This window comes from Variovorax sp. 350MFTsu5.1 (genome assembly GCF_048302515.1).
Classification (GTDB): Bacteria; Pseudomonadota; Gammaproteobacteria; order Burkholderiales; family Burkholderiaceae_C; genus Variovorax; species Variovorax guangxiensis.
Genome location: NZ_CP157621.1, coordinates 74,911 through 97,024, shown reverse-complemented (window position 1 = coordinate 97,024; position 22,114 = coordinate 74,911). Strand labels below are relative to the sequence as shown.

20 protein-coding genes are annotated in these 22,114 nt (G+C 64.9%); 5 read left to right on the top strand and 15 right to left on the bottom strand.

Annotated features, from left to right (window positions below):
• Nucleotides 1-2 precede the first annotated feature (2 nt).
• The 14 genes from ABL843_RS31860 to ABL843_RS31795 are packed head-to-tail and all read right to left on the bottom strand — an operon-like array spanning nt 3 to nt 14,683.
• Nucleotides 3-956: a homoserine kinase gene (locus tag ABL843_RS31860; protein WP_369662877.1), complete on the bottom strand. Its 954-nt coding sequence runs from the start codon at nt 954-956 to the stop codon at nt 3-5.
• A 7-nt stretch (nt 957-963) separates the two neighbouring features.
• Nucleotides 964-2,358, bottom strand: coding sequence for a threonine synthase (gene thrC / locus ABL843_RS31855; RefSeq protein ID WP_369662905.1), 1,395 nt, complete (start codon nt 2,356-2,358; stop codon nt 964-966).
• Nucleotides 2,358-3,533, bottom strand: a complete 1,176-nt coding sequence (locus ABL843_RS31850; RefSeq protein WP_369662876.1) for a M20 aminoacylase family protein — start codon at nt 3,531-3,533, stop codon at nt 2,358-2,360. The genes thrC and ABL843_RS31850 overlap by 1 nt, the downstream gene beginning before the upstream one ends.
• A 3-nt stretch (nt 3,534-3,536) precedes the next feature.
• Nucleotides 3,537-4,463, bottom strand: a complete 927-nt coding sequence (locus ABL843_RS31845) for a 2-hydroxyacid dehydrogenase (RefSeq protein ID WP_369662875.1) — start codon at nt 4,461-4,463, stop codon at nt 3,537-3,539.
• A 2-nt stretch (nt 4,464-4,465) separates the two neighbouring features.
• Nucleotides 4,466-4,822: a cupin domain-containing protein gene (locus tag ABL843_RS31840; protein WP_369662874.1), complete on the bottom strand. Its 357-nt coding sequence runs from the start codon at nt 4,820-4,822 to the stop codon at nt 4,466-4,468.
• Between the two features lie 30 nt (nt 4,823-4,852).
• Nucleotides 4,853-6,181, bottom strand: coding sequence for an NAD(P)/FAD-dependent oxidoreductase (locus ABL843_RS31835; RefSeq protein WP_369662873.1), 1,329 nt, complete (start codon nt 6,179-6,181; stop codon nt 4,853-4,855).
• Nucleotides 6,182-6,190: 9 nt separating this feature from the next.
• Entirely contained in the window at nt 6,191-7,180 is a 990-nt protein-coding gene (locus ABL843_RS31830) for an ABC transporter ATP-binding protein (protein ID WP_369662872.1), read from the bottom strand.
• Nucleotides 7,180-8,241, bottom strand: a complete 1,062-nt coding sequence (locus tag ABL843_RS31825; protein ID WP_369662871.1) for an ABC transporter ATP-binding protein — start codon at nt 8,239-8,241, stop codon at nt 7,180-7,182. The genes ABL843_RS31830 and ABL843_RS31825 overlap by 1 nt, the downstream gene beginning before the upstream one ends.
• Before the next feature lie 11 nt (nt 8,242-8,252).
• Nucleotides 8,253-9,140, bottom strand: a complete 888-nt coding sequence (locus ABL843_RS31820; RefSeq protein ID WP_369662870.1) for an ABC transporter permease — start codon at nt 9,138-9,140, stop codon at nt 8,253-8,255.
• The gene (locus tag ABL843_RS31815; RefSeq protein WP_369662869.1) at nt 9,137-10,093 is read right to left on the bottom strand and encodes an ABC transporter permease; all 957 of its coding nucleotides are present in this window, start codon (nt 10,091-10,093) and stop codon (nt 9,137-9,139) included. Before ABL843_RS31815 ends, ABL843_RS31820 begins: the two co-directional genes overlap by 4 nt.
• 14 nt (nt 10,094-10,107) lie before the next feature.
• Nucleotides 10,108-11,793, bottom strand: coding sequence for a peptide ABC transporter substrate-binding protein (locus ABL843_RS31810; RefSeq protein WP_369662868.1), 1,686 nt, complete (start codon nt 11,791-11,793; stop codon nt 10,108-10,110).
• Nucleotides 11,794-11,823: 30 nt separating this feature from the next.
• Nucleotides 11,824-12,993: an NAD(P)/FAD-dependent oxidoreductase gene (locus ABL843_RS31805; protein WP_369662867.1), complete on the bottom strand. Its 1,170-nt coding sequence runs from the start codon at nt 12,991-12,993 to the stop codon at nt 11,824-11,826.
• The gene (locus tag ABL843_RS31800) at nt 12,990-14,375 is read right to left on the bottom strand and encodes an NAD(P)/FAD-dependent oxidoreductase (protein WP_369662866.1); all 1,386 of its coding nucleotides are present in this window, start codon (nt 14,373-14,375) and stop codon (nt 12,990-12,992) included. The genes ABL843_RS31805 and ABL843_RS31800 overlap by 4 nt, the downstream gene beginning before the upstream one ends.
• Nucleotides 14,357-14,683, bottom strand: a complete 327-nt coding sequence (locus ABL843_RS31795; RefSeq protein ID WP_369662865.1) for a (2Fe-2S)-binding protein — start codon at nt 14,681-14,683, stop codon at nt 14,357-14,359. The genes ABL843_RS31800 and ABL843_RS31795 overlap by 19 nt, the downstream gene beginning before the upstream one ends.
• Before the next feature lie 509 nt (nt 14,684-15,192).
• On the opposite strand from ABL843_RS31795, the gene ABL843_RS31790 reads away from it, so the two are divergent.
• Nucleotides 15,193-16,110 carry a LysR substrate-binding domain-containing protein gene (locus tag ABL843_RS31790; protein ID WP_369662864.1) on the top strand — a complete coding sequence of 306 codons (918 nt, stop codon included), beginning with the start codon at nt 15,193-15,195 and terminating at the stop codon, nt 16,108-16,110.
• Here ABL843_RS31790 and ABL843_RS31785 read toward each other — a convergent pair.
• Complete coding sequence (locus tag ABL843_RS31785) at nt 16,091-16,942, bottom strand: GNAT family N-acetyltransferase (protein WP_369662863.1); 852 nt, start codon at nt 16,940-16,942, stop codon at nt 16,091-16,093. The genes ABL843_RS31790 and ABL843_RS31785 overlap by 20 nt on opposite strands.
• A gap of 129 nt (nt 16,943-17,071) precedes the next feature.
• On the opposite strand from ABL843_RS31785, the gene ABL843_RS31780 reads away from it, so the two are divergent.
• Genes ABL843_RS31780 through ABL843_RS31765 form a run of 4 tightly spaced genes read left to right on the top strand, consistent with a single transcriptional unit; the run spans nt 17,072 to nt 22,099 of the window.
• Nucleotides 17,072-18,532: an aldehyde dehydrogenase family protein gene (locus tag ABL843_RS31780; RefSeq protein ID WP_369662862.1), complete on the top strand. Its 1,461-nt coding sequence runs from the start codon at nt 17,072-17,074 to the stop codon at nt 18,530-18,532.
• 29 nt (nt 18,533-18,561) lie between these two features.
• A complete protein-coding gene (locus tag ABL843_RS31775) occupies nt 18,562-19,281 on the top strand; it encodes a cupin domain-containing protein (RefSeq protein WP_369662861.1) in 720 nt (239 codons plus the stop codon).
• Nucleotides 19,282-19,300: 19 nt separating this feature from the next.
• Nucleotides 19,301-20,626 carry an NAD(P)/FAD-dependent oxidoreductase gene (locus tag ABL843_RS31770; RefSeq protein ID WP_369662860.1) on the top strand — a complete coding sequence of 442 codons (1,326 nt, stop codon included), beginning with the start codon at nt 19,301-19,303 and terminating at the stop codon, nt 20,624-20,626.
• Between the two features lie 24 nt (nt 20,627-20,650).
• A complete protein-coding gene (locus tag ABL843_RS31765; RefSeq protein ID WP_369662859.1) occupies nt 20,651-22,099 on the top strand; it encodes an NAD-dependent succinate-semialdehyde dehydrogenase in 1,449 nt (482 codons plus the stop codon).
• Nucleotides 22,100-22,114 lie beyond the last annotated feature (15 nt).

Sequence of the window (22,114 nt, the reverse complement as noted above, 5' to 3'; positions counted from 1 at the left end):
GTCTAGAGAATCGCTTCGGCGTCGCTCGTGCAGTGACGCAGAACATGTTCGAATTGCCGCGGGTCGTGCGCCTTCAAGACTGCGGCTGGCCGCGGCAGATGCAGATCGCGCAGGCGTGACAACCAGAACCGAAGCGCGGCGGCGCGCCGCATCGCGAGCAGAAGGCCACGCTCCGGCGGCTGTAGCGGCCGCACTGCTTCGTAGGCCGACAGCAAAGCGGCTTCATGCGCTGCATTGCCTTGCCCGCTATCCAGGTCAACGCACCAGTCGTTGAGGCATACGCCGATGTCGTACAGCCACGTGTCGCAGCCGGCGAAATAGAAGTCGAGAACGCCCGTGAGCCGCTCCCCCTCGAACAAGACGTTGTCGCGAAACAAGTCACCGTGGATGGGGCCACGGGGCAGAGCCGCGTAGTCATCCGATGCCGCGATGCGCTTCTGGCAATCCATTTCACGCGTAAGTAGCGCTCGCTGACCATCGTCGAGGTACGGCATGACCAGGGGGGCGGTTTCGCTCCACCAAAGCAAGCCTCGCAGATTGGGCTGGTAACGTTCGTAGCCCCTGCCAGCCAAGTGCATTCGGGCGAGCACCGCTCCGACGGCACTGCAGTGCGCGACGGAAGGTTTCAGTTCACTCCTGCCATGCAATCTGGTCACGATCGCGGCGGGCTTGCCCTTCAGGCGATGCAGGATGCGTCCTTCGCGGTCCGGCAACGGGTCGGGCACAGGAATTCCCTGTCCCGCCAGGTGTTGCATGAGGTGCAGGTAGAAGGGCAGCTCCTCGTCTGCCAGTCGCTCGAACAGCGTCAACACATGAGGGCCCGCATCCGTCGCCACGAAGTAGTTCGTGTTCTCGATGCCCCCGGAACAAGCGAGAAGGGCCCGCAATTCACCCTGCTCGAACTTGCGCAGGAACATTGCGACCTCGTCGAATGAAACTTCGGTAAAGACAGCCATGGGACGATCAGGCCACGCGGGCAGCGATGTAGGCCTTTACCTGCTCAACCTCGGCCGGAAGCACCGTGACGCGGCGCGGCAGCTCCTCGATAGCTTCGAACTTGGCCGGTCGATCCGGGGCGCGTCCCAGCGCCTCCGCGACCGTGGCCGCAAATTTGATCGGCAGCGCGGTCTCCAGCACGACCATGGGCGTCCCCTTGCGCACATGCTCACGCGCCACCTTGAGACCGTCGGCCGTGTGCGGATCAACCATCGCGCCGAAGCGATGAAAAGTATCGCGGATGGTCGAGACACGGTCTGCATGCGTGCTCTTGCCCGACACGAAGCCGAACTTGGGATCAACCGCGAGTTCGAAGCGACCCTGGCTCGCCAGCTGTTCGCCAAACAGGCGCTTCACCTTCGCCGCGTCGCGCCCGACCAGGTCGAACACGAAGCGCTCGAAGTTGCTGGCCTTGCTGATGTCCATCGACGGGCTGGAGGTCTCGTGCGTGTCGACGGCGCCGCGCACGCGGTACACGCCGGTGCGGAAGAACTCGTCGAGCACGTCGTTCTCGTTGGTGGCGACCACCAGCGTGTGGATCGGCAGGCCCATCATGCGCGCCACGTGGCCCGCGCAGACGTTGCCGAAGTTGCCCGAGGGCACAGTGAAGCTCACCGGCTTGTCGTTGGCCGCCGTGGCCTGGAAGTAGCCCGCGAAGTAATAGACGACCTGCGCCAGCAGCCGCGCCCAGTTGATCGAGTTGACCGTGCCGATGCGGTACTTGCGCTTGAAGGCCAGGTCGTTCGACACTGCCTTGACGATGTCCTGGCAGTCGTCGAACACGCCGGTGATGGCGATGTTGTGGATGTTCGCGTCCTGCAGGCTGAACATCTGCGCCTGCTGGAACGGGCTCATGCGGCCGTCGGGCGAGGTCATGAAGACGCGCACGCCCTTCTTGCCGCGCATGGCGTACTCGGCCGCGCTGCCGGTGTCGCCGCTGGTGGCGCCCAGGATGTTGAGCTTGGCGCCGCGGCGGGCCAGTTCGTACTCGAACAGGTTGCCCAGCAGCTGCATCGCCATGTCCTTGAAGGCCAGCGTGGGGCCGTTGGACAGGGCTTCGAGGTACACGCCGTCTTCGAGCTCGCGCAGCGGCACGATCTCGTCGGTGCCGAACACTTCGGCCGTGTAGGTCTTCGCGCAGATCGCCTTCAGGTCGGCCGGCGGAATGTCGTCGATGTACAGCGAGAGGATCTCGAAGGCCAGCTCGGCGTACGGCAGCTTGCGCCACTTGGCGAGCGTGGCGGTGTCGACCTGCGGGTATTGCTCGGGCAGGTAGAGGCCGCCGTCGGGCGCGAGGCCTTCGAGCAGGATTTCGCAGAAGCGCTTGCGGTCGGGGTGGCCCCGGGTGGATAGGTAGAGCATCATTTCTGGGAAGGAGTGGACGTGTCCTGCAGCGCCAGCTGCGCAACGGTCACAAACCAGCGCACACCGAAGGCCAGCACGTCGTCGTTGAAGTCGTAGGAGGGGTGGTGCAAGGGCGCAGGGTTCGTGCCCGCGCCTTGGCCAAGCCAGAGATAGGCACCCGGCCGTTGCTGCAGCATGAACGCGAAGTCTTCCGAGGTGAAGGCGGGTGCTCCAGCCGTCTGCGCTTCCAGGCCGGCGCGGCGTGCCGCTTCGAGCGCGAGCTGCGCGTGCGCCGGGCTATTGATGGTGGCCGGGTAGTAGCGCGTGTACTCTACGTCGACAGTGGTGCCGCTCGCGCGCGCAACACCTGCGGCGATGTCGCGCAGGGCCTGCTCGATCATGTCCTGCACCGCCCCGTTGAAGCTGCGCACCGTGCCTGTCAGCTCCACCGCTGCCGGCAGAACGTTGTGCGACTGGCCGCCACTGATGCGGGTGACCGAGAGCACCGCGTTCTCGGTGGGCGGCACACGCCGTGACACGATGGTGTGTAGCTGGGCCACCAGCGTGCTGGCGGCCAGCACCACATCAGGTGTGTGGTGCGGCTGCGCCGCATGCCCGCCACGCCCACGCACCACGATATCGAAACGATCCGCTGCGGCCATGATGGGGCCGGACCGCGTCGCCGCCGCGCCCAACGGGAGGTCCGGCCAGTTGTGCACGGCGAACACGGCTTCGCAGGGGAAGCGCTCGAACAGACCTTCTAGCACCATCTCGCGCGCACCGCCTCGTCCTTCTTCGGCCGGCTGGAAGATGAAGGCGACGCAGCCCTCGAATGCTTCATCGCGAGCGAGTTGCCGGGCTGCGCCGAGCAGCATCGCTGTGTGGCCGTCGTGCCCGCACCCGTGGTGACGGCCGGGGAAGCGACTGACATGCGGCCGCTCACCTTGCTCCACAAGGGGCAGAGCGTCCATGTCTGCACGCAGGCCGACCATCCGTGGCGAGCTTCCTCGGCGCAGAACGCCGACCACGCCCGTTCCACCGATGCCCTCATGCACCTCCAGCCCCGCCTCACGCAGCACCGCTGCGACGATGCCAGAGGTTCGGCGCTCTTCGAACGCCAGCTCGGGATGAGCGTGCAGATCGCGTCGCAGCGCAATCAGATCGGGCAGAAGATCGTCAATGCTTGCACTCACGGCTCAATACCCCCTGTCGCGGCTCACAAGACCGACCAACGGCTCGCCTGCTTGATGGCGCCGTATGTTCTCCAGTACGAGATCAACCGCTGTTTCCGGCTGGGTCATGCTGGCGATATGCGGCGTCAACAGAATGCGCGGATGTGACCAGAACCGGTGGTTCGCAGGCAGCGGCTCGGGTGCCGTGACATCGACCACGGCGGAAGAAATCCACCCGCTGTCGAGCGCGTCCAGCAAGGCTTGGTGGTCAAGCTGTGCGCCACGCCCCACATGCACCAGAGATGCACCACAGGGCAAAGCATTGAGCAGCGTCGCATCGAGAATGTTGCGCGTCTCGCTCGTCAGCGGCAGCAAGCAGACCAGGATGTCCGTGGCAGCCAGCATCCCCAATAGCTCGCCCTCACCCGCGTAGCAAGTCACGCCTTCGAACTCATGGCGCGTCCGGCTCCAGCCCGCAAGCTGGAATCCAAAACTTCGAAGCTGCGTGAGGACCGCCCGACCCAACACTCCCATGCCAAGAACGCTCACCCGTCGCTTGGCGGCAGGATGGACGCGGTGCGCGGCCCATTTTTCTTGCCGCTGCTGCTCGATGTAGGCTGGCAGGTCCCGGTGCAAAGCCAGCACCGCCATGGTGGCGTACTCCACCATGCCCGCCACCACGCCAGGCTCGGCGAGGCGCACCACAGGCAGGGCCGGCGGCACCTTGCTCAGGTCGAACTGGTCCACGCCGGCACCCGTGGAGAACACCAGTTCCACGTTGGGGAACTGCCGCTCGAAGCCTTCTGGCAGCGTCCACGCTGCGAGATAGCGCACGCGTTCGGGCGGGCCCATGTCGGGCCAGATGTGAAACGGAATCTCGGGCGCTTTGGCGGCGAACAGGCGTGCCCATTCCGCCCCGCGCACGGGGTCGGCCTTGTAGACGAAGGCCATGGCTACTTGTTGTAGACGACCCAGATCTTGCGGGTCGTTTCGATGCAATGCCAGATGCCCGTGAATTCGGGTCTCATGACGAAGGAATCTCCCGCGCGCACCCGCACGGGCTCCTTTCCGTCCTCTGTCACTTCCGACAGGCCCGAGAGGATGTAGCAGAACTCCCAGGTACCACCTTTGATGGATCGGTAGGTACCAGGCGTGGTTTCCCAGACGCCAGCGCGGACTTTTTCGTCGTTGGAACGGTCCACGTCCCAGTTCTTGAACTTGGCAGTGCCTGCGAGGACGCGTTCCGACAAAGGTCCGCCCTCGCGGGCCGTACCCAGATCGTCGAACTTGAAGAAGGTGAGATTGTTCATGAAGATGGTTTCCGTACTTATCGAAGCTGCTCAGATAGCGCCGACCTTGACCTTCGAGCCGTCGCCAAAGCGCGAGTAGCGGAAAGGCGTGGGATCCACAGGAGGCGCGTCGCCCGTGACCATGCTCGCTGCCAGTTGCCCTGCCCCAGGCCCCAGACCGAAGCCATGGCCGCTGAAGCCGGCGGCGAGCACGAAGCCCTGGATGCGGTCCACAGGCGAGATGACGGGCACCGCGTCCGGCGTGCTGTCGATGTACGCCCCCCAGGCCTGGGACACCGTGATCCCAGGCAGCGCCGGGTAGAGCCGCTTGAAGCTGTCCAAGAGGTAGTTGATCGCCTTCTGGTCGGGCACTGGGTCCAGCACACGGATTTGCTCGAACGGCGATTTCTCGTCGAACTCCCAGCGGTTGAGTGCCTCGGGTCCACGGAAGAAGGAACTCCCTACGCCGATCTCCACCGCTTTGAGCCGCTTGACGAACATGGGCATGAAGTCACGCGCGTACCGCAGACCCTGGGGTGTTAGCTCCAGCGTCCCTTTTCCGCTGATGGCGACGATGTAGCCGCCATCGGGGCGGCGCGTCAGCGTGCACTCCGGGGTCGCCAGCGCTGGTGCAAGACCTTCAATGGGCGGTGTGCGCAGCACGGACGCACGGACACTCGCCTGCGGGAAGGAGATGCCGTGCCGGCGGCAGAACCCAGAGGCCCAAGCACCCCCAGCGCACACGACGGCGCCCGTCCTGACCAAGCCTTTCTCGGTGAACACGCCGCTTATCGCGCCATTGGAAATGTCAAGCCCGCGGGCCGCGCAGTCCTGATGGATCGTGGCACCGAAAGCACGGGCTCCTTCTGCGATGCCAGGTGCCGCCAGGGCCGGATCCGCAGTGCCATCGTCCATGGAGTGCACACCGCCCAGCCACTTGCGAGTGCTGCTGCCTCGCATCACGCTTTCGGCCTCTTTGGCGTCGAGCATGCGTGTGCGCACACCAAAAGGACGTCCATGCTGCGCTCCCCAGGCTTCCCAGGTGGCGAGCTGCTTCGGGTCGTCACTCGCGTAGTACAGGCCGCAACGCTGGAAGCCGAGGTCACGCCCGATGTCGCGTGCCATCTCATCCCACAAACGCATCGAGAGACCCGAAAGCGGCAGCTCGCGCGCATCGCGGTTTTGCTGGCGGCACCAACCCCAGTTGCGGCTGGACTGCTCACCGCCGATATAGCCTTTTTCCAGGATGACCACAGAAAGGCCACGCTGGGCCAGGAAATACGCCGTAGAGACACCGACGATGCCACCGCCGATGATCACTGCATCGGCTTGCTCGGGCAACTTGTCGTCGCTGCGAACGCGAAGGATAGAAGGAGACATGGATTGGCGTCAGATGTCGTCGCGGATGCACGCGGTCGCGTGGTTCCGCTCAACAAACCTAAGTTCAGGAACGGCGTTCGCGCAAGCAGGCTGGGCATGCGGGCATCGCGTGCGAAAGGAGCAACCCGAGGGCGGCGCCAGCGGACTGGGGATGTCGCCCTTGAGCAGCTCGCGCGGGCGCCGCTGCTGCGGGTCGATGTTCGGAACCGCCGCCATCAAGGCGCGCGTGTAGGGATGCCGAGGATCGTTCAGCAACGATTCGGCGTCGCCGATTTCCACCAGCCGGCCTAAATACATCACCGCGATGCGATCGGAAATGTGGCCCACGACAGCGAGGTCGTGGCTGATGAACAGCATGGTAAGACCCAAGCGCTGCTTCAGCTCCAGCAGCAGGTTGATCACCTGCGCCTGCACCGAAACGTCGAGCGCGGACACCGGCTCGTCAGCCACCAACAGCTGCGGCTCGGTCATCAGCGCGCGAGCGATGCCGATGCGCTGTCGCTGGCCGCCCGAGAACTCGTGCGGATAGCGGGCGCGATGCGCGGGGTTGAGTCCCACTGTCTTCAATATGGCGTCGATCCTGTCGCGGCGCTCCTGCACGGTGAGCTCCGGCATGTGGATCTGCAGCGGCGCCGACAGCAACTCCTCCACCGTGTGCTTCGGATTCAGCGACGAGTACGGATCCTGAAAGACCATCTGCATCGCGCGCCGCAGGGGCCGCATCTGGCGGCGCGTGAGGCCCACCAGGGGCTTGCCGTCGAATCGGACCTGACCCGCCGTTGGCGCATCGAGGTTCAGGATCGCGCGGCCGATGGTGCTCTTGCCGGAGCCGCTTTCGCCCACCAGGCTCAACACCTCGCCCCGGCGGATGTCAAAGTTCACGCCGTCGACGGCCTTCACGGTCTGAGCTGGCTTGCCCAGCCAGCCCCCGCCGATCGAGTACCACTTGCGCATGCCTTCGACCTGCAATAGGGCGGCAGCGGTATGTTCTTGCTGCATCACACGGCTCCTTGAATTTCAGGCCAACGCACGCACCGGACCAGGTGGCCAGGCCCGACGCCCTCGAGGTCCGGCACTGCGACATCGCAGCGTCCCGGCTCGAAATGGCTGCAGCGCGGCCCGAAGGTGCAGCCCGGCGGGTGGGACGTCGGGTCAGGGACGTTGCCCGGGATTGCGAACAGCGGGGTCTTGCGGGCGCGATTCGAGTGCAGCCGTGGAACAGACTGGATCAGTCCGCGACTGTAGGGGTGGCGCGGCTGTGCGAACAGCGACACCACGTCCGTCGTTTCCACGATGCGGCCCGCGTACATCACCATCACCCGGTCTGCGATCTCGGCAACCGTCCCGAGGTTGTGCGTGATGTAGATCATCGCCATGCCGTTGTCGGACTGCAGCTTCTGCAGCAGCTCCAGGATCTGCGCCTGGATGGTCACGTCCAGCGCCGTGGTAGGTTCGTCGGCGATCAGCAGGGACGGTTCGCATGCAATCGCCATGGCGATCATCACGCGCTGGCGCATGCCGCCGGACAGTTCATGCGGGTAATTCGCGAGCCGGCGCCTGGGATCGGAAATACCGACCTGGTTCAGGAGTTCAGCGGCGCGCTCCGTGGCGGCGCGGCCTTTCATCCCCAGGTGAAGGTGCAGGCTCTCGCATATTTGCGCCCCGACGGTGTGCACCGGGTTGAGCGAGGTCATCGGCTCTTGAAAAATCACCGAGGCGGCGCCTCCGCGCACCTGCCGCATCACACGCTCGGGCGTACCCACGAGCTCGTAGGTTTTGCCATCGCGCGCCGCCAGACGGGCAGAACCGCTGATGGCGCAGTGCGGCGCAGGTGGGGTGAGGCCGAGCAGGCCCAGGCAGGTCACGCTCTTGCCCGAACTGGTTTCTCCCACCAACGCCAGGTTCTCGCCCCGGCGCAAAGTAAAGCTCACATCGCGCACGGCCCGCACGGGTCCGCCAGGTGCGCGGAACGTCACGTTCAGGTCACGCACTTCCAGAATGTTGTCCACTTCCGCGCTTTCGGCAGCGGGCACGAAGTGCAATGGCTCGAGATGGTCCATGGCAAGCATCCTTAACGATCCAGTTTGGCGTCCAGCGCATCGCGCAGGCCGTCACCAATGAAGTTGAAGCTGGTCACCGTGAGCGTGATGGCGACCCCCGGTACGATGGCCAACCACGGCGCATTCGTCAGATAGCTTTGCGCGTTCTCGAGCATGTTTCCCCAGCTCGGCGTCGGGGGGTGGATGCCGAAGCCGAGAAAGCTGATGTAGGACTCCGCCAAGATCGCGTTGGCGATGTTCAGCGTTGCGGCAACGACGATGGGTCCCACTGCGTTCGGCAGGAGCTCGCGGAACATGATCCTCAAGTCGCTGGCGCCAAGCGACTCTGCCGCAACCGCGAAGTCGCGTGAACGCAGAGAGCGGACCTGCCCCTCGACCACGCGCGCCACCTCCATCCAACTGGCCGCAGCGATAAGTACCACAATGGAAATGACCGAGGGCTCTATCAGCGCCGCGACCGCCAGCAGCAGGAAAATCGTCGGAAAGCACAGCATGGAATCCACGAAGCGCATCAGTACGGTGCCAATTGCGCCGCGATAGAAACCCGCCACCAGCCCCACCAGTACGCCAATCACCATGGACAGCAACGTGGCGGCGAAGCCCACCGACAGGGAGATGCGTCCTGCGTACATCAGGCGCGCCAGGATGTCGCGGCCAAGGGGATCCGTGCCGAGGATATGGACGCCCGCAAAGGGAGCAACCAGGCGGTTCCGGATGTCGGTGTCCGTGGCGTTGAACTGCGTCAGATAAGGTCCGACGAAGCTCAGCAGCGTCATGAGTCCGATCACCACCAGTCCCAGCATGGCAAGACGGTGCCGCATGAAGCGGCGGATCGCAGGATGCCGTTCGCTGAAGGACCGACGAACGAGCGGGAGGGATGTTGTATGTACGGCGCTCATTGAACACCAACCTTGATGCGGGGATCCGCAACGGAATAGAGCAGGTCGGCTAGCAGGCTGCCCAGCAGCACCATGCATGCAGTGAACATGAGCATGCCCATCACCACTGGATAGTCCCGGTTGCCCACACTGTCCAGGAACAGCCTTCCCATGCCGGGCCAGGTGAAAACGGTTTCGGTCACAAGGGCGCCGCTCAGCAGCGTGGACACGTGCAGGCCGGTGATGGTGATCATGGGCAACAAGGCGTTGCGTAGGGCGTGGTGGATGAGAATGCGCACCGGAGCGACGCCCTTGGAGCGGGCCGTGCGGATGTAGTCCTGATTGATCACATCCAGCATCGAGGAACGCATGTATCGGCTCCACACTGCCGTCGACACCAATGCCAGCACGATGCAGGGCAACACCAGGTGCTGCATGCGATCGAGCACAGAACCATCGCCGATGGTTTCCCGTCCGCCGGCCGGCAGCCATCCCAGGTTCACGGAGAAGACGTAGATCACCGCCAACCCGAACCAAAAGGTGGGAATCGATAGGGCCACCATGGCGCCGATGGTGGCGAGGTGGTCGAAGAATGAATACCGCCTTACGGCACCGAGGATGCCGATCATTCCACCGATAAACATCGCCAACAGCGTGGAAGAGATCATCAGCTCGAGCGTGGGGCCGACATGCATGCCGATCTTCGTCAAGACCGGCAGGTCGTCACGATACGACCGGCCCCAGTCGCCTCTTAGCAGATTGCCGGCCCAGTCAAGGTACTGGAGAGGCAGCGGCCGGTCCAGGCCGTACTGGGCCATGAGCCGTTCAATGTCCTCCGGCCCCAGGGTCCCGGTGGCCAGAAACTGCGACAGTGGCCCACCGGGCGCCAGGTGAAGGATCGCGAAAGCGATCATTGAAACCAGCCACAGCAGCAGCAGTGCCTGCAGCAAGCGGCTCAGGAGATATCGGCTCATGACGGCACCCGCTTTCAGGCAGTCCAGCGCCAGCTGGCTGCGTTCCAGGCATTGGACAGCGCGTTCACGTTGCCCGCATACCCGTCCAGCCCCGCTTTCGTGCCTTCAACCTCCACAAGGTTGAACAACGGCAGAAAAGGCAGGTCGTCCATGATCAGTTCCTGGACCTTGGCGTAGATCTCCTTGCGCTTGGCCAGGTTGTATTCCTGGCGGCCTCGGGCAAGCAGCGTGTCCACCCCAGCGTTCTTGTAGAGACTCACGTTCGAGCCCGACTTGGTTTCCTTGGGAATGGCTCCCGAACCGAAGCGATGGGTGACATCCGGATCCGAGGCGATGGTGTAGGTCGGCGCTGTCATCAGGCTGTCGAACTCGGAGTTTCGCCAGAAGTCGGCCCACAGCACCGCCGCCACCATGTTCTTGATCAGCATCTCGACGCCGATCTTCTTGAAGTCGTCAGCGATGAGCTGCTGCGTCTGCTCGCGCAGCTGGTTGCCCGTGACGGTCGAGTTCGTGAAAGACAGCCGCACGCCATTCTTCACGCGGATGCCATCGGCACCCTTCACCCAGCCAAGTTGGTCAAGCGTCGCAGCAGCCTTCTTGGGGTCGTACTCGAACTTGGGCAGACTGGCGTTATAGGCCCAGTGGCCAGGGACCAGGAAGCTGTTGGCGGGCTTTGGCAGGCCGTAGTAGACGATGTCGCAGATCGACTGGCGGTCGATGGCCATGTTCAGTGCCTTCCGCACGGCCTTGTCCGCCAGCGCGGGGTGAGCCAGATTGAGCGTCAGGTTCTCAACCGCGGAGCGCGCCGCAGGATAGACACGGCGACCGCGCAGCGCCGAGGCTTCCTTGTAAAAATTGGCCGGTATGCCCGCCAGACCGACGAAGTCGATCTCTCCCGTCTTGAACTGCGTGTACATCGCGTTCAGGTCCGGCACATACTTGAAGATCAACCGATTGACGACGGGCACCGTCCCGAAGTAGCCGGGATTCGCCTCGAGCATCACGTAGTCGCCGGTCTTGCGGCTCACGAAGCGATAAGGGCCGGTGCCCACAGGTGCGGCCGCGAACTTCGGAGAGTTGGGATCGGGGTCCTGCGACAGGACGTGCGCCGGGACGATGAAGGTCCAGCTCAGCGTGGAGGTGAGCGGCGCATAGGGCTCCTTCAGTTTCCACGTGATCACATGAGTGCCCTCCACGGCAACGCTCGCGATCATGTCGAAGGCCGTTCGGTTACGGGCGCGGAAGGCCGGGTTCTTCATCAGGCCGATCGAATAGCGCACATCCTCCGCCGTCAACGGTTTGCCGTCATGCCACTTCACGTCGTTGCGCAGTTCCACGCGCCAGCTCAGGCCGTCGGCCGAAATGCCGCCGTTCTCCAAGGTCGGAACCGACTTGGCCAACACGGGCACGAAGTTGCCTCGAGCGTCGATCAGCCATAGAGGGCTGAACAGGTTCCACCAGACGCCCTGATCCACTTCGTTGGACGTCATCAGCGGATGCAGGACGGTGACTTCCTGCGAGAAGCCAAGAATGGCTTGGCCCGTCGGCTTCGTAGCCGGCGCCGCAGCGCGTGCACTCACAGCTAAACCAAGCGACCCGGCCGCAAAGGCCGCCGCACCGGCGAACATGGCGTCGCGCCGTGTCAGATTGCCCAGGCCTGGGTGGCTGGTGGGGCTTGAATTATTTTTGTGGTCAGTCATGGTTGTCTCCTGTGCTGGTTTGCAGGGTGGTTACACGGTGGCGAGACTCGCCTGCGGCGCGCCGATGGTTTCGCCGAAGCGGCGGACGCTGTAGGGAGTCAAGTCGATACTGGTCGTACCGCGGTCGATGAGTTCTGCCATCACGTCCCCGACACCGGGTCCGGTCTGGAAGCCGTGGCCGCAGAAGCCGAAGGCGTAATACAGGCCGCTCACGCTCTGGCTGGGTCCCATGACCGGCAGGTCGTCCGGGAAATAGCTTTCCACGCCGCTCCAGGTGCGAAGTACGTGAAGGTTGGCGAGCGCCGGAGCGATGCGCCTCAGATGCGGCAGCTGCAGCAAAGTGTTGCCGGGCCTGGGCTGCGCGCGGCGCTCGTCAAGATAGGCGTCGTTGCGCACGCTGCCGCCGAACACGATGTTGCCCCGCTTGACCTGGCGGAAGTACATGTCGTCAGCAGGGTTGGAACTCTTGACGCCGACCACCGGCAAGATCCCGTAGGGCACGGGTTCGGTCACGCCCATCGTGGGACCGCGTTGCACCAGCGGCACCGGCTCTCCGAAGCACGCGCTGAATTTGCCGGCCCAGGCTCCCGCGCAGACCAACGCCACAGGCGCAGTGACGCGGGTTCCATCCTTGACCGTGACATGAAAGTCAAGTGCGCCCTTCTGCAGGTCCAGAACCTCGCAATTTTCCAGCACGGTGGCGCCCGCCTTGCGCGCCGCGCGACCGAACGCCGGTGCCGCCAGGCGGGGGTTGGCATGGCCGTCGTTCGGAGACAGCGAGCCGCCGACCACGTCTGGCCCAAGGAAAGGAAACCGCTTGTGAACTTCGGAGTGACCGAGGATCTGCAGATCGAGGCCCCAAGGCCGCGCATCAGCGGCATACTTTTCGATGGCGGCCATGCCGTCCGCGTCGTACACCACGCGCACGTGACCGGTGACAGTGAACTCGGCGTCGTGGCCGATCAACTCCGGCAATCGTCCCCAGAGTTCGCGCGAACGGTGCGCCAAAGGCAGCTGCGGCAGATACCGCCCCTGCCGACGCACGTTGCCGAAGTTCACACCGCTGGCCTGCTGGCCCACCAGGCCACGCTCCAGCAACACGACGGAGAGGCCTCGCCGGCGCAGGAAGAAGGCGCCGGCCGCACCGACGATGCCACCGCCGATGATCACGACGTCAGCGGCGAAATGCCTGCTGTTCATTCGGCACCTCCGACGGCCAGCGCCGACACGGAAAGCGGCTTCACCGGGCCCTGGCCGCGGATGCGCCCGACCTGCTCTAGAGGAATTCCGGCGGCATGCGCCACGATCTCCGCAGCCGCGTGGCCGCAGTATCGGCCCTGACAACGCCCCATCCCCACGCGGCACAACGCTTTGGCGCGGTTGATCTCGCAGGCCCCGAGTTCGCTGACTGCTGTGCGCAACTCGCCCGCCGTGACGACTTCACAGCGACAGACGACGGTGCTGTCCGGCAATGCGGCCGCCGCGCGGTGCGGCCAGGGAAACGCCTGCAGCAGGCCCAGCCGGAAGCGCTCCATCTTGTCGAGGGCTGCGCGCAGTTGCACCACTTCCGCACGATCAGAGCGCTCAATGCCGAGGTCTGCGAGGCAGGTCAGCGCCGCCAGACGGCCCGCGGCTTCCGCACCATCCGCACCGGAGAGACGCACGCCGTCTCCCGCGAGGTACATGCCCTTGACGCTGCTGCGGCCGTCCTGGTCGACGCGAGGCAGCCATTGGCGCGACGCGGCATCGAACCGGAACTCGCATCTGGCGATGTCCGCAAGCTGGGCTTCGGAGCGCAGGTGATAGCCCAGCGCGACGGCGTCGCATTCGAATGCATGTTCGCGTCCACGTCTGTCGCGTACGCGCATGCCAGTCACACCGCGTTGAGGCGAACCGCCGATCTCGACCGGCGTGACGCCGGTCATCACGTGCACGCCCGCCCTCCGCAGCGAGGCCACGAGCCTCAAGCCGTTGAGCAGCACGCTAGGCCGCGCGGCAAGCCTAGGCAGCGCTCGCAGGCGCAGTACCGAAGCCGATGTGTCCAGGACCGCTTCCACCTGCGCGCCCGCGGCCACGTACTGAGCGGCGACGAGATACAGGAGCGGCCCAGTGCCCATGAACACCACGCGCCGGCCGATCGCGCAGGCCTGCGACTTGAGCGAAATCTGCGCGGCACCCAGGCTATAGCAGCCCGCCAAGTCCCAACCCGGCATCGGCATCAGCCTGTCCGTAGCGCCGCTGCAGACGATCAACGCGTCGAAGGGCAGGACTTCAGCTTCACCATTGCGAACGACATGCAACGCATGAGGCTCGATGTGCCAGGCCAACGTCTCGGCGCGCCATTCGATCCGGTGCTGCAGTTGCTCGAAGCTGCGATGCAAGGCTTGCGCCTTGTCGGCTTCCGTTCCGTACAGCTTGGCGTAAGGACGCTTGAACCCATCCGGTTGCCGGCGGTAGATCTGCCCGCCGTCACGGCGGCTCTCGTCCACGACGACCGGCCGGACTCCGCGCTCGACCAGCGCTTGCGCCGCGCGGACCCCCGCAGGGCCGGCGCCGACGATGACTATGCGAGCCTGGCCCATTCGACCTCCTGTGCGGAAGTGAGGATGCGCATGCCGTCACGGGCAGGCGTACTGCAGGAGCGTAGGCGTTGCCCCTGCTCGTCCCGCACCCAACAATCCTGGCACGCGCCCATCAAACAGAAGCCGGAGCGCACGACGTCTGAAAACTCGGAATGGCGCAAGTGGCTCGTGCTGGACAGAAGCGCCACGAGCAGCGTGTCGCCCTCGAGAGCATGTACGGGTCGGCCATCGATCCAGACCTGAATTGCACGTCTCTCGGTTTCGCCGAGTCGCACGAAGCGGCGTTCTGGCGGATTCTTGCTGTCCATTCGTTGCCTCGTTGCGTCACATGAAGGATTGGCCGTCTTCAGTCAGTATCGAAGGGACACTGCATGCGGTCAAATACAAGTTTTAGGTCACTTGATGCACTTCGGATATGTACTTTCGGGTGCCACATGGCACTGTCGCTTCCACTCACAGTGGGAGTTCATTGCAGGGGTGCCAACTCCCGGTCGACCGTCACGAAAGCGCAAAAGCGTTCCTCGCGGATGCAACCACTCGAACCCGGTCCTTGCCGTCACACGGGGAGTCCTATCAGCAGTGACTCAGGAACATGGACTGGAAGTTCCGGCCCGCCGTTGGACGACTTGGAATTGATCGTTGTCGCGACCTGTGCGCTGCGCTCATTCGGCAACTTCGCCCTGTTGACCGGCGGCAGGGCATTGACCATGCAGTGCCGTCATCGAGAGACTCCTTCAAAGTGCTGGATTCCCTCGGTGTCGACACGCGATTTCATGCAGCCAGACAGAAGTTCCGTCGAACTTCATACACTACCGACATGAACCTCCGCCAGATCGAATGCTTCCGCGCCGTCATGCACACAGGCTCGATGACGCTTGCCGCCACGCAGTTGCACACCTCGCAACCCAACGTGAGCAGGGCCGTCGCGCTGCTGCAGCGCGAAACGCAGATGAAGCTGTTCGAGCGCGTCGGACTGCGGGTTCTTCCCACGCCCGAAGCGCACGCATTGCTCAAGGAAGTGGACCGCGTCTACGTGGGCTTGGAATCCATCGGCGCGGCGGCGGAGCGCATCCGCACGCTGGGCGTGGATGGCCTGCGGATCGCCGTGACGCCGGCCTTGGCCATCAACCCTGTGCCACGCATCCTGCAAGTGTTTCGCGGCATGCGACCGCACGTGCCCATCGTGGTCACCACAGCGGACTCCGCAACCATCTGCAAAGGTGTGTCGTCGCGCTACTACGACCTGGGGCTGGCGCCCTACGTAGCGCTACCGCAGGAAGTCGACAGCGAGCTCGTCCTTTCGCAGCGTGCCGTCTGCATCGTGCCGAAGGGGCACCGGCTGGCGCGCCGCCGCAAGGTCAATCCGGGGGACTTGGCTGGGGAGTCTTTCATCTCGGCTTCGCCCCCTGACGTCGCACGTGCGGAGATTGACAAGGCCTTCGTTCCCGAGGTCCGCAAGCTCGAGATCGAGACGACGCTGGCCACCACGATGTGTGCCATGGTGGCTCGCGGGTTGGGCGTCAGCATCGTGAATCCGGCAGTTCTCACCGATCTCGGTCTCGCGGGCGTGCATGCGCTGGAGTTCGAACCAGCCATCCACTTCGATTGCTACCTGATACGGGCCCATCAGCAGCCGGAGCAAGCGCTGGTTGCCGACTTCGTCGAGGCGCTGCGGATCGTGGTGCGCGGCAGCGAGAACGCCGCGCGCAAGAGGGTCAGCCGATCGCCTGGGTAAACACAACCCAGCCGCCGCGCGCCGGTCCCCGCTCGAAGACACGGCCGCGGACCATGACGGTGCCGCCGCCGACGCACGGCAGCCCTTGCGTCTGCAGCCACTGCGACAAGCCATCATCGGCGTGTACGTCGACACGCAGAAACCCGTCGACGTGCCGACAGCAGTCCGATATCAGCAGGCTCGCGGCTTCGAGGTCCGGAGCGGCCACGGGGCCGATCGCCTGACCGCGACCGTAACGCCGCAAAACTGCGAAACCTGCGGTCTGGCCGCCTCGTTCCAGGACCACGGTCCTGTCTTCCGCAAACGCGCGCCGAAGTAGTTCGGTGCGGAGCATGCCTGTGGCCCGAGCGTCGAGGGTGATGAGAGATTCGATGTCATCTTCCTCGAGTGGCCGCAGGTGATCGCCCTCCCGCCGGTGCGGCTGCGGTGAACGCTCGAGCATGCCCTGGTGTTGGCAAACCTCGCCCATAGCGACGAAACCCAGCCGCTCATAGAGGCCGCGTCCTGCTTGCGTCGCGTGCAGCAGCACATGGCGCGCACCCAAGCGGTCGAGCAGGGCCTGCATCATGCGGTTGCCAATGCGCTGACCCTGCAGTTCGGGAGCGACGATCACGAGTCCGATGGTGGCGTAGTCCGCGCCCCACTGCCATGACAGCGCTGTGCCCAGCACCTTCCCATCGCGTTCGGCGACCACACCTTCACCCAGGGACAGCGCGAACTGCCAGTCCTCGGGCCGGTGCGGCCACTTCAGATCGCTGGACAAGACGTGCGCCAATCGCACGTCGCCGGGCCTGAATGGGCGTAGGTTGATGGTGCTGATGCCTTGCTTCATACCTCTAGTCCTTTCCTGGGAGCCTGAAGTATGCGGTTGGAGGACTCAGATCATTCATATCAAACTAGCATGAACACGGGCAATATTGGAATTTGACTGCATGAACTGCCGTTTCGATACTGCGCCGTCATGACACGAACGGACTCTTTAATCGTCGAACGCCTCGACGGCCGGTTGGACCGGGTTTTCATCGGAGGCGAGTGGGTCAGGCCCCATGGGCAGGCGCGTTCCATCGTGATCGACCCATCCACGGAAGAACCCCTGACGGACATGGTGCTGGGCGACGCACGGGACGTGGCCGATGCGGTCGCGGCCGCGCGGCGCGCTTTCCCCACGTGGTCGGTCCGTCCGGTCCACGAACGGGCTGCGTTGTTGGACCGCATTCACAGCCTCATCCTGGAGCGCGCCGAGACATTCGCGCAAGCGATCTCGCTGGAGATGGGTGCCGCCATCGCCTTCGCACGCAGCACGCAGGTCCCCGTCGCGGCAGAGCACATTCGCGTCGCCCGGGACAACGCGACGAGCTACCCCTTCCTCTCGCAGCGCGGTGACTTGGCCATCCAGCGCGAGGCCATCGGCGTGTGCGGCCTGATCACGCCCTGGAACTGGCCGCTCTATCAGATCACCGCGAAGGTGGGCCCCGCGCTGGCCGCGGGATGCACGGTCGTGCTCAAGCCCAGCGAGCTGTCGCCGCTGAGCGCCCTGCTCTTCGCCGAGTTGATGCACGACGCAGGCGTACCTCCTGGGGTGTTCAACCTGGTCAACGGCACGGGGCCCGAAGTCGGCGCAGCGTTGTCGGCGCATCCGGACGTGGACATGATCTCCATCACAGGCTCGACCCGCGCGGGGGTGCTGGTTGCTCAGGCGGCGGCGCCGACCGTCAAACGCGTTGCACAGGAGCTCGGAGGCAAATCGCCTAACGTGTTCTTGCCGGATGCGGACTTGGCGCGGGCCGTTCCCCTTGGCGTTGCAGCCGGCATGCGCAACGTCGGCCAGTCGTGCAGCGCTCCCACACGCATGATCGTCCCCCGCGAGCGGCTCCAGGAAGTCGAACGGCTCGCGGCGGAAACGGCGGCGAGTTTCGTGGTGGGCGATCCACGCTCCGCGCAGACCACGCATGGCCCGGTGGCCAATCGCGCCCAATTCAACCGGGTGCAGGAAATGATCGCGACAGGCATCGCCGAAGGCGCGCGGCTCGTTTGCGGAGGGGCCGGCCGCCCGGACGATCTGCGCCGCGGCTTTTACTGCCGGCCCACAGTGTTCTCCTCGGTCGGTGCCCAGATGCAGATCGCGCAGGAAGAAATATTCGGGCCAGTGCTTGTCGTGCTCCCTTACGACAGCGTCGACGAGGCCGTGGAGATCGCGAACTGCACCGTCTACGGCCTCGGCGCTCACGTGCAGGGCAAGGACATCGTGGCGGCACGCGCCGTGGCCCAGCGCATTCGTTCCGGCCAAGTGCACATCAACCATCCGGCCTGGAGCCCCCATGCGCCTTTCGGTGGCTACAAGCACTCCGGCAACGGACGCGAGTACGGCATCGAAGGCCTGGAGGAGTACCTCGAAACCAAGGCCATTCTCGGCTTTCACTAAAAACAGCGCACAACGCGCAGGAGCAATCAATGACCGTAGCCCTCGTGCTGCATCGCGCCAACGGCGCACCCGTTTCCACGTCGTTCCGACGGGCCGCCTTCGGCAAGGATGATCCCTTCACGCGCCATCGCGAGATCGCCTGGGAAGGACCCGACGCCATGGCCGTCGGTCGCACCAGCTTCATCGGCGAACTCGAGGTCGTCAGCTTTCCCCACGTCGAGACGCTAGTTGTCGTCGAGGGCGAACTGACGCTCACGGCAGCAGGTGCTGCGCCGCTGGTGCTCGGGCCCCACACGGGCGCAGTCATCGGATGCGGCACCTCGCTGCACATCCAAGCCAGCTCGCGGGTGCAGATGTCCTTCTGCGCGGCAGCCTGCGACAAACCGACGCGCAGCGGCATCGCGCGGCTACGCGCCGACGCCGATTTCAAACCGTCGCGATCGCTGCCACCGGAGGTACTGTTCGGCTCGGCGCCGGAATGCCGCAGCGACAACGTCTTCACCGAAGATGCTGCCCGATTCACGTCGGGCACCTGGGATTCCACGCCCTACCACCGCATCGTGCGACCGCACGGCTCCAACGAGTTCATGCACCTGGTGGCCGGCAGCGTGCGATTCGCAGCGCCGGATGGCAGCGTGCTGTCCCTCGCCACTGGCGACACGTTCTTCGTCCCCCTGGGCGCATCCATCGGCTGGGAAAGCCACGAGCGCGTGGCGAAGTTCTACGCCACCCAGACCCCTCAGGCCTGACCATCGTGCCGGCTTGATCATGTCCCCTCCCCTGCAATACATCGAGACGCCACAAACGCCGCCACTCTCGGCGGACGCCGTCGTCATCGGCGGCGGCATCGTCGGCGTTTTCGCGGCCTACTACCTGGCACAGCGCGGCTTTTCGGTGACCCTGGTCGAGAAAGGCCGTGTCGGCGCTGAGCAATCCAGCCGCAACTGGGGCTGGTGCCGCCAGCAGAACCGCGACGCACGCGAACTGCCGATGGCCAGCAAGAGCCTCGACCTCTGGGACCGATTCGCCGCCGAGACCGGCGAGGACACCGGCTTTCGCCGCTGCGGCCTGCTCTACCTCAGCAACGACGACGCGGAACTTGCGCATTGGGCGAGCTGGCGTGATTTCGCGAAGGGTGCGGGCGTCAACTCCATCATGCTCAATGGCCGGCAGGCCGCCCAGCGCGGACAAGCGACGGGACGCGAGTGGAAAGGCGGCGTCTTCTCTCCCAGCGATGGCACGGCCGATCCGGCCAAGGCGGCCCCCGCCGTGGCCCGGGCGTTCATGAAACTGGGCGGCAAGGTGCTCCAGCAGTGCGCCGCGCGCGGCATCGAGCTGGAGGGCGGCCGCGTCAGCGCCGTGGTGACCGAAGCCGGAGTGATCCGAACCCGAACGGTAGTGATGGCCGGCGGGGCCTGGGCTTCGTCGTTCTGCCGCCAACTCGGCATCCGTTTTCCGCAGGCTTCGGTCCGACAAACCATTCTCAGCGTGTCGCCAGTGGACGGCGCCTTGCCCGATGCCCTCTTCACCAAAGACGTGTCGGTGACGCGCCGCAACGACGGACGCTATGCGCTGGCCATCAGCGGCCGCGCGCGGGTGGACGTGACGCCGCAGTTCATGCGGTTCGCCACCCATTTCGTCCCGATGTTCGCCAAGCGCTGGCGCAGCATGATCCCCGGCGGCCTGGAAGGCATCCGCGGCGGGCACGAGACGCTCAAGCGGTGGCGTCTGGACGCACCCACCCCCATGGAGCGGGTGCGCATCCTCGACCCCAAACCCGATCTGCCCACCGTCAGGAAGACGCATCGCCGCGCGGTCGAACTGCTGCCGCAACTTCGGCCGGCCCAGGTCACGCACACGTGGGCAGGCTTCGTCGACTGCACGCCGGACGGCGTTCCGGCCATCGGCGAGGTAGCGTCCGTGCCGGGGTTCATCCTGGCTGCGGGTTTTTCCGGGCACGGCTTCGGCATCGGCCCAGGGGCGGGCCACCTGATCGCGGACCTGGCCACGGGCGCCGCGCCGATCGTTGATCCCCGTCCCTATCACCCCAGCCGGTTTAGCGACTCGTCCTGGGGCAAGGTCGCCGACTTCTAGGTGACGCACAACCACTGACCTGACATGAAAACACTGAACCACATCCATGGCCAATGGCAGCCTGCCACGAACGGCCGCGTGTTCGACGTGCGCAACCCGGCCGACGAGAGCCTCGTCGCGCAGGTGCCCGACAGCGGCGTGGAGGACGCCTCGCGCGCGGTCGATGCCGCTGTGGCTGCACTCGCGAGCTGGAAGTCGAAGGCTGCGCAGGAGCGTGCCCAAGTGCTGAAGCGCTGGCACGCACTCATCGTGCAGAACACAGAAGCCATTGCAGCCTTGATCTCGCGCGAGCAGGGCAAGCCGCTGGCGGAAGGCCGTGGTGAAGTCGCCTACAGCGCAGGTTACGTCGAGTGGTACGCCGAGGAAGCCGTGCGCGCCAATGGTGAGATGATCCCGGCCCCGGTGGCGAGCAAGCGCTTCTTCGTCCTGAAGGAAGCAGTCGGCGTGGTGGCCGTGGTGACGCCCTGGAACTTCCCGGCCGCCATGATCGCCCGCAAGATCGCGCCCGCGTTGGCCGCCGGCTGCACCGTCGTAGCCAAGCCTGCCGAGGACACGCCGCTCACATCGCTGCTGCTGGTCGAGCTGGCCGAACAGGCCGGTGTTCCGCCGGGCGTGCTCAACATCGTGACCGCTTCGCGCGAGCGCACCCCAGAAGTGGTGGGCGTATGGCTGGCCGACGGCCGCGTACGAAAGATCAGTTTCACCGGTAGCACGCAGGTGGGCAAGCTGCTGGCGCGCGAATCGGCGGGCACGCTCAAGAAGCTCTCGCTGGAGCTAGGCGGGAATGCGCCCTTCATCGTCTTTGAGGACGCCGACGTGGCTGCCGCTGTCGAAGGCGTGATGGCCGCGAAATTCCGCAACGGCGGGCAGACCTGCGTGAGCCCCAACCGCGTCTACGTGCACGACGCGGTGCACGATCGCTTCGTGGACAAGCTTGCCGCCCGCGTCGGCGCGCTCAAGGTGGGCCCCGCCACCTCGCCCGAGGCACAGATCGGCCCGATGATCAATGGCCGCGCGGTCGAGAAGATCGAGCGGCATGTAAAAGATGCCGTGGCCAAAGGCGCCAAGGCGGTGGTCGGCGGCCATCGCGTGCGCAGCGAGATCGCGCAGGGACCGAATTACTACGCGCCGACCGTGCTGATCGATGCCACGCGAGACATGGAACTGTCGTGCGAAGAGACGTTCGGCCCTGTGGTGCCTGTGTTCCGCTTCGGGAGCGAGGCCGAAGTGATTGCGCTGGCCAACGATACGCCGTTCGGCTTGGCGGGCTACTTCTATTCCAATGACGTGCGCCGCATCTGGCGCGTGGCGTCGGCACTGGAGACCGGCATCGTCGGCATCAACGAAGGCGCGATCTCGGCGCCGAGCGCTCCTTTCGGAGGTGTCAAGGAATCGGGTTACGGACGCGAAGGCTCCCATTGGGGCCTGGAAGACTACATGCACACCAAGTACCTGTGCCAAGGCAACCTGTGAACGCAGCAAGCTGAA

Bases quoted from the DNA above. Each gene is read 5' to 3' on its own strand.
- ABL843_RS31860 (WP_369662877.1), bottom strand. From the start codon at position 956: ATGGCTGTCTTTACCGAAGTTTCATTCGACGAGGTCGCAATGTTCCTG.
- thrC (WP_369662905.1), bottom strand. From the start codon at position 2,358: ATGCTCTACCTATCCACCCGGGGCCACCCCGACCGCAAGCGCTTCTGC.
- ABL843_RS31845 (WP_369662875.1), bottom strand. From the start codon at position 4,463: ATGGCCTTCGTCTACAAGGCCGACCCCGTGCGCGGGGCGGAATGGGCA.
- ABL843_RS31840 (WP_369662874.1), bottom strand. From the start codon at position 4,822: ATGAACAATCTCACCTTCTTCAAGTTCGACGATCTGGGTACGGCCCGC.
- ABL843_RS31835 (WP_369662873.1), bottom strand. From the start codon at position 6,181: ATGTCTCCTTCTATCCTTCGCGTTCGCAGCGACGACAAGTTGCCCGAG.
- ABL843_RS31830 (WP_369662872.1), bottom strand. From the start codon at position 7,180: ATGCAGCAAGAACATACCGCTGCCGCCCTATTGCAGGTCGAAGGCATG.
- ABL843_RS31825 (WP_369662871.1), bottom strand. From the start codon at position 8,241: ATGGACCATCTCGAGCCATTGCACTTCGTGCCCGCTGCCGAAAGCGCG.
- ABL843_RS31820 (WP_369662870.1), bottom strand. From the start codon at position 9,140: ATGAGCGCCGTACATACAACATCCCTCCCGCTCGTTCGTCGGTCCTTC.
- ABL843_RS31815 (WP_369662869.1), bottom strand. From the start codon at position 10,093: ATGAGCCGATATCTCCTGAGCCGCTTGCTGCAGGCACTGCTGCTGCTG.
- ABL843_RS31810 (WP_369662868.1), bottom strand. From the start codon at position 11,793: ATGACTGACCACAAAAATAATTCAAGCCCCACCAGCCACCCAGGCCTG.
- ABL843_RS31805 (WP_369662867.1), bottom strand. From the start codon at position 12,993: ATGAACAGCAGGCATTTCGCCGCTGACGTCGTGATCATCGGCGGTGGC.
- ABL843_RS31800 (WP_369662866.1), bottom strand. From the start codon at position 14,375: ATGGGCCAGGCTCGCATAGTCATCGTCGGCGCCGGCCCTGCGGGGGTC.
- ABL843_RS31795 (WP_369662865.1), bottom strand. From the start codon at position 14,683: ATGGACAGCAAGAATCCGCCAGAACGCCGCTTCGTGCGACTCGGCGAA.
- ABL843_RS31790 (WP_369662864.1), top strand. From the start codon at position 15,193: ATGAACCTCCGCCAGATCGAATGCTTCCGCGCCGTCATGCACACAGGC.
- ABL843_RS31785 (WP_369662863.1), bottom strand. From the start codon at position 16,942: ATGAAGCAAGGCATCAGCACCATCAACCTACGCCCATTCAGGCCCGGC.
- ABL843_RS31780 (WP_369662862.1), top strand. From the start codon at position 17,072: ATGACACGAACGGACTCTTTAATCGTCGAACGCCTCGACGGCCGGTTG.
- ABL843_RS31775 (WP_369662861.1), top strand. From the start codon at position 18,562: ATGACCGTAGCCCTCGTGCTGCATCGCGCCAACGGCGCACCCGTTTCC.
- ABL843_RS31770 (WP_369662860.1), top strand. From the start codon at position 19,301: ATGTCCCCTCCCCTGCAATACATCGAGACGCCACAAACGCCGCCACTC.
- ABL843_RS31765 (WP_369662859.1), top strand. From the start codon at position 20,651: ATGAAAACACTGAACCACATCCATGGCCAATGGCAGCCTGCCACGAAC.